Origin of the sequence: Streptomyces paludis (assembly GCF_003344965.1) — a bacterium.
GTDB classification, from domain to species: domain Bacteria; phylum Actinomycetota; class Actinomycetes; order Streptomycetales; family Streptomycetaceae; genus Streptomyces; species Streptomyces paludis.
Genome location: NZ_CP031194.1, coordinates 5,570,437 through 5,585,674, shown reverse-complemented (window position 1 = coordinate 5,585,674; position 15,238 = coordinate 5,570,437). Strand labels below are relative to the sequence as shown.

Below are 15,238 nucleotides of genomic sequence, written 5' to 3'. Positions count from 1 at the left end.
CTTACCCACTGGCCACAGAGTGATCAGCCCCGTCTCGCCCTTCGGCCACCCCGGCCGCGGACGCCCCGGACCCGGATACCACGGCCCCCGCCCCGGCGGTCCGCCGTACCTGCCGTACCTCGCGTACGAGCACGAGGCAGCAGAGCGTCCCGAGCACGCCGGCCCCGGCCACCACCTGATGGACCGGGAAGAACTCGGCGGCGAGACCGGCCAGCGCCATACCGAGGCCCTGGATCGTCATCAGACCCGCCGTGAGCAGGGTCATCGCCCGGCCGCGCAGCTCCTCGGGGACCGCGTCCACGAACCACCGGTCGAGACCGACGACATACGCGGCCCCCACCCCGGACAGCGCGAGCGCCGCCAGCGCCCAGCCGAGGCCGGGCTCGGCCGCGTACACCAGCAGGGGCAGCAGCCCGGTGGCGGCGATCGGCAGGACGATCCGGCCCCGGGCCCGCGGCGAGAGCCGCGCCCCGACGTACAGCTCCGCCCCGATGTGCCCCACCGGAATCGCGCACATCAGCAGCCCCAGCGCCGCGGGACCCACCCCCAGGGAGTCGGCGTACGGCGCGACAAGGGCCTCCGGGGCGACCGCGAACATGGCCGGGACCCAGAAGAGCAGCAGCAGCGCCCGCGTCCGGCGGTCACCGAGCAGCAGCCGGGCAGCGCCCAGCGAATCCCCCAGCAGCGCACCGCCGTTGCCCGTACTCCTGGCCGGCCGGGCCCGCGTCCCGAAGCGCAGCAGCGCGGCCGAGCAGAGGAACGTGCCGAACGTGATGGCGATCGCCCCGCGCGCGGGCACCACGGCCAGCAGCACCCCGCCCACCCCGAACCCGGCGAGCATCGCGCCCTGCGAGACGAGCCGCAGGAGCGAACGCCCCAGTACGTACGGGTCGCCGTCGCCGAGGATGTCGGTGAGCGCGGCCATCCTGGTCCCGGTGAAGACCGGCGCGACGGCGGCGACCACACAGCGCAGCGCCAGCAGCCCCGCGATCGGGGTGCCGGGCAGCACCATCAGCCCGACACAGACGGCGCAGAGCAGATCGCAGACCACCAGCACCCGCCGGGCCGGATAGCGGTCGGCCACCCCGGCGAAGAGGGTCCCGCCGATGAGGTACGGCAGCATGCCGAGGGCGAAGGTGAGCGCGCTGAGCAGCGGGGAGCGGGTGAGCACGTAGACGAGATAGGTCAGCGCGATCTCGCTCACGACCACCCCGAGCAGCGAGAGCAGATGCGCGGCGAAGACATAACGGAACTCGCGCACGGCGAAGACGGCCCGGTACCCGCCGGGGGATGCGTTCTTGGACATGGCCACAGACTGAGGGAGCGACCGCGCCCGGCCATAGACTTTCGGCCCGAACCGAATCTTCCGGCCCGCAACGGCCTTCCCCTTCTCCCCCGTCCGAGAGCGTCCGCCACCGTGCCCTTCCATCTCCACTTCGCCGAGAGCGATCTGCTCCGCTGCCGCTTCGCCGTCTCACCGCTCTGGGAGACCCAGGAGGCCGTACGCACCCTCGCCCGGCCCGAACGGCACGGCTACCACCTGCCCTGGCTGCGCCGGATCCGGGCCGCCGCCGACAGTCTGGAGCTGCGCCCGCTGCATCTGCTGATGCCGGAGTTCGGCCACAACCCCGACTTCCTCAGCCAGGTCCCGCCGGGGCCCGGGGCCCTCTTCGAGGACGAGATCGCGGCCGTCCGCGCCACCGACCCGGAGACGGCCCGGGCCGATATCGCCCTGGCGCTCGCCGACACCCCGGGCGCCACGGACAGCCCCGCCGGGCGGGCGATGCTGGCGGATCCGGCGCGGGCCGTGGCCGAGCTGGCCGGGCTGCTGGAGCGGGCGTGGCGGGTGCTCGTCGAGCCGGAGTGGCCCCGGCTGCGCACCCTGCTGGAGGCCGATGTGGCCTACCGTTCGCGGCGGTGGGCGGAAGGCGGCTTCGAGCGGCTGATCGGGGAGCTGAGCCCGCAGCTGAGCTGGACCGGCGGGTCCACCCTGACCATCACCGGGGTGAACGGCAGCCACGCGCGCGTGCTCGGCGGCGACGGGCTCGTGCTGATGCCGAGCGTCTTCTGCTGGCCCCGGGTGGTGAGCGGGTTCCGGCCGCCGTGGCAGCCGGCCGTGGTCTATCCGGTGCGCGGCGTCGGCGGCCTGTGGACGGAGCCGTCCGACCGTACGCCCGAGGCGCTCGCCCGGCTGCTGGGCCGCGCGCGGGCCCAGGTGCTGTGCGCGCTCGACGCGCCGGCCTCCACCACCGCGCTCGCGCGGCTGCTCGGGCTCGCGGCCTCCTCCGTGTCGGAGCATCTGTCGGTGCTGCGCGAGGCGGGGCTGCTGACCTCGCGGCGGTACGGACACCAGGTGCTGTACGAGCGGACGCCGCTGGGGATCGCCCTCGCGGTGTCGCATCCCGGAACCGACTGAGCGTTATGTAACGATATGCCGGTCTTGCCATTCCCGTGCGCGCCCCAGCCCCATGTGCGCTCCCCGTCGCTCCCCAGCCTTCTTTGAGGGGTATGGATGTCCGGCCGCAGACCGCACCGCTCCCGCACCGCGACCGCCCTCGTGGCGGCCCTCCTCGGGCTGGCCCTGGCCGGCTGTTCCGCCGTCTCCCCGGACCCGTCGCCCGTCGGCGACCGCCGGGAGCCGTCCGGGCGGACCGGCTCCGCCGGGGTGCTGGGCGAGGCCGCTCCGGCCGTCGCGTCGCCCTTCTGGGTGGACCCGGACAGCGACGCGGCCCGCCAGGTCAAGGCATGGGAGAAGCAGGGGCGCGGGGACGACGCCAGGATCCTGCGGCGCGTCGCGGAGCGCGCGGTCGCCGCCTGGCCCGCCGGGGACGACCCGGAGCCGCGTATCCACAAGGCGGTACGGGGCGCGAAGGCCGCCCGGCGCACGGCGGTCCTCGTCGCGTACAACATCCCGCACCGCGACTGCGGCCTCTACTCGGCGGGCGGCGCGCACGACGCCGACGCGTACCGCGGGTGGATCGGCGCCTTCGCCGACGCGATCGGGGACGCGGACGCCATCGTGATCCTGGAGCCCGACGCCGTACCGCATCTGACGGACGGCTGCACCCCGGACGAGAACCAGGGCGAGCGGTACGAGCTGCTCTCCGGGGCGATCGACCGGCTCAAGCGGCAGCCGCACACCCGGGTCTATCTGGACGCCGGCAACCCCGCCTGGGTCACCGACCCGGACAAGCTCGCCGGGGCGCTGCGGCGGGCGGGCGTCGGCGCGGCCGACGGCTTCTCCCTCAATGTGTCGAACTTCCAGACGAACGACACGGTCAAGACGTACGGCACCCAGCTCTCCTCGCTGCTGGACGACGCGCACTTCACGATCGACACCAGCCGCAACGGCGCGGGCCCGCTCTCCGGCGAACGCGACCAGGCGTGGTGCAATCCGCCGGGGCGGGCCCTGGGCTCGCCGCCCACCACCAACACCGGCAACGAGCTGGTGGACGCCTTCCTCTGGATCAAGCGCCCCGGCGATTCGGACGGCCCGTGCCGGGGCGGCCCGGCGGCCGGGACCTGGTGGCCGGAGTACGCGCTCGGCCTGGCCCGCCGGGCGAAGGGCTGACGGCGGGCGGCGCGGGCGGCGCCGCCCGCGCCCGTACGTCCCGTACGTCCCATGCATCCCGTACGTGCCTCATGTGACCTGGATCCACTTCGCCTCCGACGGGACGCCCGCCGTGTCCGTGGCGAAGAGCATGTACCAGCCCGGGGGCACCATCGCCCGGTCATTGGGCGCCTCGATGGTCACCGCGCCCTTGGCCTTGCCGATCTTGAGGTCAACGGAGCGCTGTTCCACGTCCGTCGTGTGGGTGACGGCGCTGGGGCGCATCAGACGGGCCTTCGCGATGCGCTCCGGGTGGGGGGTGCGGAAGGTGGCGCGGCCCTTGGCGTCGAGCCGGTCGGGACCGGAGCCGAGGGACGGGCGGTTCTCCTTCTTGCCCTTGTCGCCCTGGAGATAGGGCGGGGTGTAGATCTCCACCCGCTGTTCGAAGGTGCCGAGTTTGGTGTTGTCGGCGTCGTTGAAGAGCGGGTCGGAGCCGAAGGTGACGACCCGGCCGTCCGGGAGCAGCAGCGCCTCGGAGTGGTAGTTGCGGCCGACGGTGGGGTCGGCGGCCGGCCGGAAGACGTTGGCCTTGGGGTCGTAGAACTGCGCCTTGAGGATGTCGCTGGCGCTGCGGCCCCGGTAGCCGGAGGAGCCGCCGGTGGTGAAGACCGTGTCGTCGGGGAGGAGCACGCTGCTGAGGTAGCGGGTGCCCTGCGGCAGCTTCGGGCCGGCCGTGAAGGCGGGGCTGTCGCGGTTGAGGTCGACGATGGCCGTACGGGCGGTGGACCGGGGCGACTCGCCGACCCCGCCGCCGCCCAGCAGCATCACCCGCTGGTCCTGGACCGGGGGCAGCATCAGGGAGGCGGAGGTCTCGGTCTGGTCGGCGTCGGTGAGCCCGTCGACCTTGGTGAAGGTGTTCCGCTTCAGGTCCCAGAGCCCCGGCTGCCGGCCCTTGTCGGCGGGCCCGTAACCGGCGTTGGAGCCGGAGTAGAAGAGTTTGCCGCCCTTGGTGAGGAAGAGCGCGGGGTAGGTGGGGAAGTAGCGGGCGGGGCCCGGGGACCACTTCTTGGTCGCCGGGTCGTACAGCTCGTTGTCGCCGGTGACCACGGCGCCGACATCGTCCAGGCCGGAGACGGCGAGGACCTTGCCGTCGTCCAGGGTGACGAGGGTGGGGTACCAGCGGGCTTCGCGCATCGGGTCGACGGGGACGTACTTCTCGGCCCTGGGGTCGAACTCGTAGGCCGACTTGATGCCCTGGAAGTCCTGCTTCTCGGTGGTGAGTTTCTGCGCGAGGCCGTAGAGGTTGTCGGCGTCCTTGCCCTTGAGGCCGAGGATCTCGTACTGGGCGGCCTGGGTGGTGAGCGCCTGGGGGCCCTTGTCGACGGCTTCCACGAAGACCCGGGCCTCGCCGGCCGTGATCTTGGTCCGCCAGGGCAGCATCCGGCCGCTCTTGCCGTAGCCGACCTGGAACTCCTTCTTGGCCTTGGGGACGGTGACGTCGGTGGTGGAGACGTACTCGATGCCCGACGGGGAGCGGAAGCGGGTGCCCTTCTTGAACGTGTGGGCCCGGTCCGGGCTCTCGTTCTTGACGCGCATACCGCCGCCGGCCCGGCTGACCTCGCCGTCGAGGACCTCGTAGCGCGCGGTGCCGCCCGCCACCAGCAGCCGTCCGTCGGGGAGCTGGGAGTGGCCGGCGCAGAAGAAGTCCTCGGGGGTGGGGATCCGCTTGAAGGAGTTGTCGGCCGGGTTCCAGAGGATGGTGTCGAAGGAGCCCTCGTCGAACTTCCGCTGGTTGTTGCCGGAGCCCGCGACGATCAGCACCTTGCCGCTGTGCAGCAGGGCCGCGTGGATCGCGTTCGTACGGAACTTCTTGGGGACGTCGAGCATCGACCAGGAGCCGTAGCGCTGCTTGTAGCCGGGCTGGGCGATCTTGTACGCGTGGTACTTCTCGGCGGCGAAGGAGTAGGCGGCGGGGGCGTTGAGGCCGAGGAGCACCACGAGGGCGCCACCGCCCAGCAGCGTCTTCCGCAGCTTCCCCGACGGCCGGTACCGCGGCTTGTTCCGCCGCGCGTTCCGCTGCTGCATGGGTCAGTTCCCTCCTGACGTCGATACGGTCACCGGGACCGCGGCCGGCGCGGACGCGCGGGTGGGGGCGGGCGCGCTCTGAGCGGCGGGCGCGCTCTGAGCGGGCGCGCTCTGAGCGGGCGCGCTCTGAGCGGGCGCGGGCGCCGGGGCGCGTGGGGGCGCGGCGGCCGTACGGGCGGCGATGCGCTCGGCGCGCAGCGTCAGGAGCCAGACGGCGACCGGGGCGAGCGCGATCACGAGCGCGAGCCCGGCCCAGGTGCGCATGGCCGCGTGGGTGTGGCCGAGGAAGACGGACGCGACGAGCGAGCCGGCGAGCACGGCGGCCCAGAAGAGATGGATCCGGAAGGTCGCCGTCCGGTCGGCGCTGGTCCGGCCGCCCTTGGGGGTGACCACGAAGCGGCCCTGGGTGCGCAGCAGCGCCGCGCAGAGCGACTTGAGGTAGATGGGCGCGGAGAGCGCCGACATCGCCATACCGGCGAGCCCGCCGGAGCCCTGGGGTTCGTGGGGCGAGACGTTGTGGCGCCGGTTCCAGAGGTAGAGGCCGATCTGGAGGGCGGCGGCGTCGCTGTAGAGCATCAGCAGAACCGAGGACGAGACCTGGGTGCCGGAGGCGCCGAGCCAGAGGAAGAGAACGCAGCTGAGGACGCCGAGGAACCAGTTGACGGCGGTCATCGGGTAGTAGACGAGCATCAGCGTGTAGCTGAGCAGCCGGCCCGGCGGCACCCGGAAGGGCGCCTTCCAGTACTGCTTGATGAGCGTCTCGTAGGTGCCCCGGGACCAGCGCAGCTGCTGGGTGAAGAAGTCGGTCCAGGACGCGGGCCCCTCACCGACCGCCAGCACGTCGGGGGTGTAGACGGAGCGCCAGAAGCGGCCGGTGAGCGGGTTGCGGGTGCGGTGGATCTCGAAGCCGGTGGCCATGTCCTCGGTGATCGAGTCGTACAGCCCGCCGATCTGCTGGAGCGCCTTGATCCGGACGACGTTGTTCGTGCCGACGAACATCGGGGCGTGGTAGCGGTTGCCGGCCCGCTGGATCAGCGCGTGGAAGAGGAACTGCTGGGACTCGGCGGCCTTGGTGACGGGCGAGGTGTAGTTGCCGTACACCTGGGGGCCGACGACGAAGGCGATGTCCGGGTCGCGGAAGTAACCCATCATCCGCTCCAGGAAGTTGGGGAGCGGGATGTGGTCGGTGTCGACGGAGGCGAAGAAGTCGTAGTCGTCGCCGTGCATCGCGAGCCAGGCGTTGTAGTTGCCGTGTTTGGTGCGCGCCTTGTGGACGCCTCTGCGGCGGTTCCACTCGGGGACTCCCCTACGGGTGAAGTGCCGTACGCCCAGCTCCGCGCAGAGCGCCCGGGCGGCGGGGTCGTCGCCCTCGTCGAGCAGCCAGATGTCGAGGGGGCCGCTGTGCCGCAGCCGTACCGCCCCTTCGAGCGTGCCCCGCACCATGGCGAGCGGCTCGGTGCCGGGGACGTACGTGGTGAGGAAGGCGACCCGGGTGCCCAGCTCGGCGGGGACGGGTATCGGGTCCCGGGCGACCATGGTGGCGTGTGCCACCGAGGCGACGTTGACCAGCATGAACAGGGCGATGCACCCGATCGAGCCGAGCATCACGTGGTCGAAGACGATCAGCCAGCGGTCGCCGCCCTCGCGCTCGGTCCGGTGGCTGGGCCAGACCAGGTAGACCAGCAGGGCGCCGGAGAGGAGCGGCGCCAGGGCCATCAGCAGGACGGCGCGTATTCGGCGGGGCTCGCGCGCGAGCAGACTCCGGTAGCCCACGCGGTAGGGGGCGGTCCGGTCCGGCTCCATGAGGGGGCCGGCCAGACAGCTGTGGACGTCGTAGTCGTAGCCGAGTACGTCGTCGTGGTCGGGGTCGAGGTCGGTGTCGTCACCCTCGGGCCGCACGGTGCCTCCAGCTGATTCGCGAGGTCGATATCCCCACAGAAAGGGACATTGACCGGCGTGTCGACTGGAGGCGTCCGTGCGGGCGGTTTTACGCTCGCGGGTTACTGCGTCCGGGGGTTACGGGCCGGGTCACGGGGCCGGGGCCGCGGGCGGCTGCTGGGCGAGGTGGCGCTCCACGGTCTCGACCTTCGAGGTGAGACCGTCCGTGACCCCGGGCCTGATGTCGGCCTTGAGGACGAGCGAGACCCGGCCGGCGCGGGCCTCGACGGCGGCGACGGCGCGCTTGACGACGTCCATCACCTCGTCCCACTCGCCCTCGACGGAGGTGAACATCGCGTCCGTACGGTTGGGGAGGCCGGACTCGCGGACGACCCGGACGGCGTCGGCGACGTACTCGCCGACGTCCTCCCCGACACCGAGCGGAGAGACGGAGAAGGCGACGATCATGCGTTCACGGTACCTTCGCGGCGGGCGCGGGAGGCGATGGCGGCGTCGTCCAGCTCGCGCTTGATCCTGCGGTCCGCGAAGAAGCCGCCGGCGGGCAGTACGGAGAGCACGAAGTAGAGGGCGGCCGTCCCGAAGGACCAGCGGACGCGGATCCAGGCGAGGGCCCAGAAGATCACGTACAGGATGAAGAGGACGCCGTGGATGGCTCCCATCACCGGTACCGCGTTGAAGTCCGTCGTCCGCTTGAGCACCGAGCAGACCATGAGGAGGAGGAACGATACGGCCTCCGGCACGGAGACCAGGCGGAGGCGGTGGAGCGGGGCGGCGTTGCTGATGTCCACGAGGCAGGCACCTTCGTCATCGGGGGCTACGTGATCTCGTGCGGCGCCAACCCGATCTTGTGAAAGCGCGCACAAGCGCTAGGACATTGTGGCAGCCCCACTTCGGCCCGTTTCGGCCAGGGGTGTGTCCGGGACGGCTCGGGCAGGCTCGGGGGCCGGCTCAGGGACGGCTCGGGGACGGCTCGGGGGACGATCAGGGGACGATCAGGGGCAGAAGCCCTGTCGGTGGCGGGCGGGGCCGGGATACCTTCGGTCCGTGGCTCAGTTCCGACTGCAAGGCAGCAAGGTGCTCGCCGTCGAGTTGACCGGCGACGCTGTCAAGGCGAAGAACGGCTCGATGGTCGCGTACGACGGCCGGATGACGTTCAAGAAACTGACGGGCGGCGGTGAGGGGCTGCGGGGGATGGTGACGCGCCGGCTCACCGGCGAACAGATGACCGTGATGGAGGTGAAGGGCCAGGGCACCTGCTATTTCGCCGATCGCGCGAGCGATATCAACCTCGTCTCGCTGCACGGCGACAAGCTCCATGTCGAGTCGAGCAATCTGCTCTGCACGGACGCGGGGCTGCGCACCGGCACGACGTTCACCGGGCTGCGCGGCGGCGCTTCGGGGAACGGCCTGTTCACGACCACCGTCGAGGGCACGGGCCAGGCGGCGATCATGTCGGACGGCGAGGCGGTGCTGCTGCGGGTGACCTCCCAGTACCCGCTGTATGTCGACCCGGGCGCCTACATCGCGCATCAGGGGAAGCTTCAGCAGAAGCTCCAGTCCGGGGTGAACTTCCGGACGTTCCTGGGCGAGGGGTCGGGCGAGTCCTTCCAGATCCGCTTCGAGGGCGAGGGGCTCGTCTACGTACAGCCGAGCGAGCGGAACACGATCGGGGGCGATCTCTAGTGCCGTTCCGGGAGATCAACGCGAAGATGGTCGAGGCGACGGTGGCGCCCGGACAGACCATGTACAGCCAGCGGGGCGCGATGCTGGCGTACCGGGGCGAGGTCAGTTTCACGCCCAACATCCAGGGCGGCCAGGGCGGTGTGATGTCGATGATCGGCCGCCGGGTGGCCAACGAGGCCACCCCGCTGATGACGGTGGAGGGGAACGGCACGGTGATGTTCGGCCATGGCGGCCACCACATCCAGGTCATCAATCTCGCCGGCGACACCCTGTACGTGGAGGCGGACCGGCTGCTCGCCTTCGACGGGACGCTCCAGCAGGGCACGATGTTCATGGGTTCACAGGGCGGCGTCATGGGCATGGTGCGCGGCCAGGTCACCGGCCAGGGGCTGTTCACCACCACGCTCAAGGGCCATGGCGCGGTCGCGGTGATGGCGCACGGCGGGGTGATCGAGCTGCCCATCACCCCGGGCGCGGACATCCGGGTCGACCCGCAGGCGTACGTGGCCCACCACGGCGACGTACGGAACAGGCTCTCGGCGGCGGTCGGCTGGCGCGAGATGGTGGGGCGCGGTTCGGGCGAGGCGTTCCAGCTGGAGCTGAGCGGCACCGGCGCGGTCTACGTCCAGGCATCGGAGGACAAGCTGTGAGCGGTGGGGTATCGAGCGCGCCGGTGGTATTCGACCCGGCGACACTGCCGAGCGACGACAACGTCAACGCGTACACCTTCTGTGTGGAGCTGGCGGGGAGTCAGTGGTTCCTCCAGAAGGGCAAGATGATCGCCTATTACGGGCAGATCGAGTTCGACGGGATCGGCCACGGCCGGTTCGAGGGGCTGATCCGCAGCAGCTTCCACTCACCGCTGCATGTGGCCGACTGGGTGGTGGCGGCGGGCAGCGGCAAGATGCTGCTGGCGGACCGGGCGTTCGACGTCAACTCCTTCGATCTGGAGGACGGGAATCTGACGATCCGGTCGGGGAATCTGCTGGCGTTCCAGCCGTCACTGGCGCTCAAGCAGTCGATCGTGCCCGGGTTTCTGACGCTGATCGGCACGGGGAAGTTCGTCGCGGCGTCGAACGGGCCGGTGGTGTTCATGGAGCCACCGGTGCGGGTGGATCCGCAGGCGCTGGTGGGCTGGGCGGACTGCCCGTCGCCCTGTCACCACTACGATCATGGCTATATGTCCGGCGTGCTCGGCGGCTTCCGCTCCCTGACGGGGTTCGGGGGCACCTCGGGCGAGGAGCACCAGTTCGAGTTCGTCGGCGCGGGGACGGTGCTGCTCCAGTCGTCGGAGAAGCTGATGGCGGAACAGCCGACGGGTACACCACCGCCCGAGGCGGGTGCCGGGGTGCCCGGCGCCGACCACCTGCGCCGCTTCGCTCAGTGAGCGGTAGTCTGCGGAGTGTGACGTCGAACGCGTGAACCCTTCCGCGGGCCTCCGTGAAAAGACCCCGCCAAACGCTCCGTGCGCGGCGTCACACTCCTCACCCGGAGGAATTTCGTCCAGATTTCAACTTCTTAGGTAGAATAGATACATGGAGACCGAGACGGCCACCCGCTGGCTGAGCGACGCCGAGCAGTGCGCGTGGCGCACCCATCTGGATGTCAACAAGCTGCTGACACACCAGCTGGAGAAGGACCTTCAGCCGTTCGGCCTGACCATGAACGACTACGAGATCCTGGTGAATCTCTCCGAGTCCGAGGGCCGCCGGATGCGGATGAGCGACCTCGCCGCCACCACCCTCCAGTCCAAGAGCCGCCTCTCCCACCAGATCACCCGGATGGAGGCGGCCGGACTGGTCCGCAGGGAGCACTGCGAATCGGACCGGCGCGGACTCTTCGCGGTCCTGACGGACACCGGCATGGCGACCATGCAGGAAGTCGCCCCGCACCATGTCGAGTCCGTCCGGAAGCACTTCATCGACCTGCTCTCCCCCGAGGCCCTCGCCGAGCTGCGGGCGTCCCTGACGCCGGTCGCGGAGCACCTCCACGGCCACCGCGGCAGGCCCTGACCCCGAGGGGGCCATGGCCCTCGCGACCGCCCTGGCGGGCCCTCAGGGCCCGTCGGGCGCCGGACCGCCGCCGGACGGGGGCAGGCGCAGCTCGAACAGGGCGCCGCCGCCCTCCGCGCGGCCGGCCGTGAGCGTACCGCCGTGCCGCGCGGCCACGTCCCGGGCGATGGCCAGACCCAGTCCGGCGCCGCCGTCGTCGCGGCTGCGGGCGTCGTCGAGCCGGACAAACCGTTCGAAGATCCGCTCACGCTCCGCTTCCGGCACCCCCGGGCCGTCGTCGGTGACCGTGAGGACGACCGAGGAGCCCGACCGCCGTACGGACACGGCGACCGAACCTGCGGCGTGGCGCTGCGCGTTGTCCAGCAGATTACCGAGCACCCGGGCCAACTGCCCACGGGATCCGGCCACTTCCGTCCCCGGCCGGACATCGAGAACGACCGGAAATCGGTCCTGGGTCCGCTGCGCGATCTCGTCGCGCACCAGCGCGCCCAGATCGAACGGGGCGGCACCGGCCGGCCGTTCCCCCGCGTCGAGCCGGGCCAGCAGCAGCAGATCGGCCGCGAGGCGCTGAAGCCGTACGGTGTCCGCGACCGCGCCGGGAACATCCAGCAGCGCCGGATGGGCCTCGCCCACCTCCAACTGCGTACGGAGCGAGGCGATGGGGCTGCGCAGCTCGTGCGAGGCGTCCGCGACAAAGCACCGCTGCCGCTCCACGGACCTCTCCAGCGCGGTGAGCGTCTCGTTGGTCGTACGGGCCAGCCGGGCCACCTCGTCGCGCGTGGCGGGCTCTGGCACCCGCCGGGAGAGATCCTGGGAGGCCGTGATGGCCGCCAGCTCCCGCCGGATGCCCTCCACGGGTCTCAGCGCCCGGCGGGTCACCAGCCAGGTCACTCCGCCGACGACCAGCAGCAGCACGGGCAGACCGGCCAGCATGGCGGCGGTGGTGCCGGCCACCGCGCTCTGCCGGTCCGCGAGCGAGGCGCCCGCGTGGACCAGGACCGTACGCCCGGCGCGGTCGGTCACCTCGACCGCCGCGAAGCGGTAGTCGGCGGTGTCCCCGTCCACCGTGGCGCGGCCCGAGGTGTAGGAGGTGGTGTCGCCGATCTCGCCGACGGCGGGCCCGTCGTCGTCATCGGAGGCGTCGTCATCGGAGTCGTCGTCCGCGTCGTCGTCATCGGAGGCGGCGGCATCCGCGGGGGCGGCTGCCCCGGTCGTCGCCCGTACCTCGCGGACTCCCGTACCGCTGATCCGTTCCAGCCCCTCGCTCGCCACCAGCAGCCGGCCCGCCCCGTCGGTCACCTGCACGGGATGGTCCTCCTCGTCGGGCAGGTCGAGCTGCGCGTACGCGATCCGGTCCGGGACCCGGGAGGCGATGTCCAGCGCCACCTCGCGCGCCGCCCGGTCGGCCTGCCGGCCGGCCTGCTCCGTAAGGTTCGACCGCAGCGAGAGCAGCACCGCGACACCCGCCGCCAGCAGCGCGACCGCCACCACGGCCGTCGCGCCGAGGGACGCCCTGGCCCGTACGGAGCCGAACCGGCGGCGTCTCACGACGCGACCAGCCGGTATCCGGCGCCGCGCACCGTCTGGATCGCGGCGGCGCCGAGTTTGCGCCGCAGCGCGCTGATGTAAACCTCGATGATGTTCGGGTCGCCGTCATAGGCGAAGTCCCAGACATGCTCCAGGATCCACTGCTTGCCGATCACCTCGCCCGCCCGCACCGCCAGTTGCTCCAGAACGGCGAACTCCTTCGCCGTCAGGGCCACTTCGGTCTCGTCCCGGAAGACCCGGCGGGCCGCCGTGTCGACGCTCAGCGCCCCGATCCGCAGCACCGGCGAGGCACCGGCCGAACCGCGCCTGCGCAGCAGCGCCTTGACCCGGGCGACCAGCACGACGTACGAGAACGGCTTGGTCAGATAGTCGTCCGCGCCCGTGTCGAGCCCCTCCGCCTCGTCGTACTCGCCGTCCTTCGCGGTGAGCATCAGGATCGGTACGTCGTTCCCGGCGGCGCGCAGGGCCGCGCAGACCCGGTAGCCGTTCATGCCCGGCAGCATGATGTCGAGCACGACCAGGTCATGAACGCCCTCGCTCGCGCGGTGCAGCCCTTCGAGGCCGTCGTGCACGACATCGACGGCGAAGCCCTCGGCCCGCAGTCCCGCGGCGAGCGAGACCGCGAGCCGCCTTTCGTCCTCCACGATCAGCAAGCGCATGGCCCCACCCTGCCAAACCGAAGCTGAAGATCCCTTCAGGGTGGTTCAGGCTGCCTTCAGCTTCCGCCGGACACAGTGGGAACCGGATCGACACGGATCCGCACCGGCCACTCGGGAGACTCTCATGAAGCTGAAGCTCGCCTTCTCCGCGCTCACCGCCACGGCGCTGATCGGCGGCGGCGCCTACGCGGCACTCGCCGCCCCGAACAGCCCTGAAGCGGCACCGGTTACAGCGACGGGCACATCGACAGCGGTATCGGCGGCGACACCGACCGCCGCACCGACGCCCGGAGACCGTACGGAACTCACCGCGAGCGAGGCGGTGGCCGCGGCCCTCAAGGCGTATCCCGGTGCGGCCGTGGCCGCCGTCGAGCGGGACGACGACCGCGCCGGCCGCTGGGAGATCGACCTGCTCAGCACGGACGAGGTCCGGCATGAGCTGACGGTGGACACGGCCACCGGCGCGGTACGGGTGGACCGCGCGGACGGCGACGACGGCAGGGACGACGACCGGGACGACGACGCCGAGGACCGTGCCGCGCTGCGCGCCGCCTCGGTGGACGTCCGGCAGGCGGTGGCCGCCGCCCTCGCCTCCGTACCGGGCGCCGTGGAGTCCGCCGAGATCGACGACGACGGCGGCCCGGGCGCCCGCTGGGAGGTCGAGGTGCGCGGCGAGGACGGCCGCGCGCACGAGCTGCACGTCGACGCGCGGACCGCCGCGGTCACGCCGGACCGCGACGACGACGACCGGTACGACGACTGAGACCGCGGCAGGGCAGCGGCGGAGACAGCGGCCGGAACGGCGGACGATACGGCGGCAGGGACGGCGGAAGGGCGGTCAGTGCCCGTCCGTGAGGCCCGCCACCAGTTCGTCCGCCGCCGTGTACGGGTCCAGGGCGCCCGCCACGATACGTTCCGCCAGGGCGCCCAGCCTGCGGTCGCCGTGGAGGTCACCGATGCGTTCGCGCAGCGTGGTGACGGCGATGGTCTCGACCTCGTGGGCCGCGCGGCGGGCGCGGCGTTCCGCGAGGACGCCGTGCTCCTCCATCCAGGCACGGTGCTTCTCCAGCGCCTCGACCACCTCGTCGATCCCCTCGCCCCGGGCCGCCACCGTCCGCACGATGGGCGGGCGCCAGTCGCCGGGGCCGCGCGCCTCCCCGAGGCCGAGCATGTGGTTCAGCTCGCGGGCCGTGGCGTCCGCGCCGTCCCGGTCCGCCTTGTTGACCACGTACACATCACCGATCTCCAGGATCCCCGCCTTGGCCGCCTGGATGCCGTCGCCCATCCCCGGCGCGAGCAGGACCACGGACGTGTCCGCCTGGGAGGCGATCTCGACCTCCGACTGGCCGACCCCCACGGTCTCCACCAGGATCACGTCGCAGCCTGCCGCGTCCAGCACCCGGATCGCCTGCGGCGCCGCCCACGCCAGACCGCCGAGATGGCCGCGGGTGGCCATCGAGCGGATGTAGACGCCGGGGTCGGAGGCGTGCTCGGACATCCGGACCCGGTCCCCCAGCAGCGCGCCGCCGGAGAACGGCGACGACGGGTCGACGGCCAGCACCGCCACCCGCCGGCCCGCCCGGCGGTACGCGGAGACCAGCGCGGACGTCGAGGTCGACTTGCCGACCCCCGGCGGTCCGGTGAGCCCGACGACATACGCGTTGCCCGCGAGGGGCGCCAGCGCCGCCATCACCTCACGGAGCTGCGGGGACGCCCCCTCGACCAGCGAGATCAGCCGGGCCACGGCCCGCGGCCGGCCCTCCCGCGCCCGGGCCACCAGCTCGGGGACGTCCTGCGTCACA

Annotated in this window: 15 protein-coding genes; 7 read left to right on the top strand and 8 right to left on the bottom strand. The window is 71.9% G+C overall.

From position 1 onward, the window contains the following. Nucleotide 1: 1 nt before the first annotated feature. Nucleotides 2–1,306: an MFS transporter gene (locus tag DVK44_RS24730; RefSeq protein ID WP_181957517.1), complete on the bottom strand. Its 1,305-nt coding sequence runs from the start codon at nt 1,304–1,306 to the stop codon at nt 2–4. Between the two features lie 111 nt (nt 1,307–1,417). Here DVK44_RS24730 and DVK44_RS24725 point away from each other — a divergent pair, with 111 nt between their 5' ends. Further along, nucleotides 1,418–2,416 (top strand): ArsR/SmtB family transcription factor, encoded by a 999-nt coding sequence (locus tag DVK44_RS24725; RefSeq protein WP_114665412.1) that lies wholly within the window; start codon nt 1,418–1,420, stop codon nt 2,414–2,416. A 96-nt stretch (nt 2,417–2,512) separates the two neighbouring features. Beyond that, nucleotides 2,513–3,571, top strand: a complete 1,059-nt coding sequence (locus DVK44_RS24720) for a glycoside hydrolase family 6 protein (RefSeq protein ID WP_114661921.1) — start codon at nt 2,513–2,515, stop codon at nt 3,569–3,571. Between the two features lie 69 nt (nt 3,572–3,640). On the opposite strand, the gene glxA is transcribed toward DVK44_RS24720, so the two are convergent. From glxA to DVK44_RS24700, 4 genes are all read right to left on the bottom strand, one after another. Continuing rightward, a complete protein-coding gene (glxA, locus tag DVK44_RS24715; RefSeq protein ID WP_114661919.1) occupies nt 3,641–5,635 on the bottom strand; it encodes a radical copper oxidase GlxA in 1,995 nt (664 codons plus the stop codon). 3 nt (nt 5,636–5,638) lie between these two features. Continuing rightward, on the bottom strand, nt 5,639–7,438 hold the full coding sequence (locus DVK44_RS24710) for a glycosyltransferase family 2 protein (RefSeq protein ID WP_114665411.1): 1,800 nt from the start codon (nt 7,436–7,438) through the stop codon (nt 5,639–5,641). Between the two features lie 225 nt (nt 7,439–7,663). Beyond that, complete coding sequence (locus DVK44_RS24705; protein ID WP_114661917.1) at nt 7,664–7,981, bottom strand: MTH1187 family thiamine-binding protein; 318 nt, start codon at nt 7,979–7,981, stop codon at nt 7,664–7,666. Continuing rightward, entirely contained in the window at nt 7,978–8,322 is a 345-nt protein-coding gene (locus DVK44_RS24700) for a DUF3817 domain-containing protein (RefSeq protein ID WP_114661915.1), read from the bottom strand. Before DVK44_RS24700 ends, DVK44_RS24705 begins: the two co-directional genes overlap by 4 nt. A gap of 256 nt (nt 8,323–8,578) precedes the next feature. On the opposite strand from DVK44_RS24700, the gene DVK44_RS24695 reads away from it, so the two are divergent. The 4 genes from DVK44_RS24695 (at nt 8,579) to DVK44_RS24680 (ending at nt 11,229) form a co-directional block, all read left to right on the top strand. Further along, nucleotides 8,579–9,217 (top strand): AIM24 family protein, encoded by a 639-nt coding sequence (locus DVK44_RS24695; protein ID WP_114661913.1) that lies wholly within the window; start codon nt 8,579–8,581, stop codon nt 9,215–9,217. After that, nucleotides 9,217–9,867, top strand: coding sequence for an AIM24 family protein (locus tag DVK44_RS24690; RefSeq protein ID WP_114661911.1), 651 nt, complete (start codon nt 9,217–9,219; stop codon nt 9,865–9,867). The genes DVK44_RS24695 and DVK44_RS24690 overlap by 1 nt, the downstream gene beginning before the upstream one ends. Then, nucleotides 9,864–10,604: an AIM24 family protein gene (locus DVK44_RS24685; RefSeq protein ID WP_114661909.1), complete on the top strand. Its 741-nt coding sequence runs from the start codon at nt 9,864–9,866 to the stop codon at nt 10,602–10,604. The genes DVK44_RS24690 and DVK44_RS24685 overlap by 4 nt, the downstream gene beginning before the upstream one ends. Before the next feature lie 148 nt (nt 10,605–10,752). Next, complete coding sequence (locus tag DVK44_RS24680) at nt 10,753–11,229, top strand: MarR family winged helix-turn-helix transcriptional regulator (protein WP_114661907.1); 477 nt, start codon at nt 10,753–10,755, stop codon at nt 11,227–11,229. Nucleotides 11,230–11,271: 42 nt separating this feature from the next. Here the strand turns inward: DVK44_RS24680 and DVK44_RS24675 are convergent, their stop codons facing one another. Both DVK44_RS24675 and DVK44_RS24670 read right to left on the bottom strand, forming a co-directional pair. Next, the gene (locus tag DVK44_RS24675; protein WP_114661905.1) at nt 11,272–12,777 is read right to left on the bottom strand and encodes a sensor histidine kinase; all 1,506 of its coding nucleotides are present in this window, start codon (nt 12,775–12,777) and stop codon (nt 11,272–11,274) included. Continuing rightward, nucleotides 12,774–13,436, bottom strand: coding sequence for a response regulator transcription factor (locus DVK44_RS24670; RefSeq protein ID WP_114661903.1), 663 nt, complete (start codon nt 13,434–13,436; stop codon nt 12,774–12,776). Before DVK44_RS24670 ends, DVK44_RS24675 begins: the two co-directional genes overlap by 4 nt. Nucleotides 13,437–13,560: 124 nt before the next feature. On the opposite strand from DVK44_RS24670, the gene DVK44_RS24665 reads away from it, so the two are divergent. Then, the gene (locus tag DVK44_RS24665; RefSeq protein ID WP_162794037.1) at nt 13,561–14,199 is read left to right on the top strand and encodes a PepSY domain-containing protein; all 639 of its coding nucleotides are present in this window, start codon (nt 13,561–13,563) and stop codon (nt 14,197–14,199) included. Nucleotides 14,200–14,274: 75 nt separating this feature from the next. On the opposite strand, the gene meaB is transcribed toward DVK44_RS24665, so the two are convergent. Next, entirely contained in the window at nt 14,275–15,237 is a 963-nt protein-coding gene (meaB, locus tag DVK44_RS24660) for a methylmalonyl Co-A mutase-associated GTPase MeaB (protein ID WP_114661899.1), read from the bottom strand. Nucleotide 15,238 lies beyond the last annotated feature (1 nt).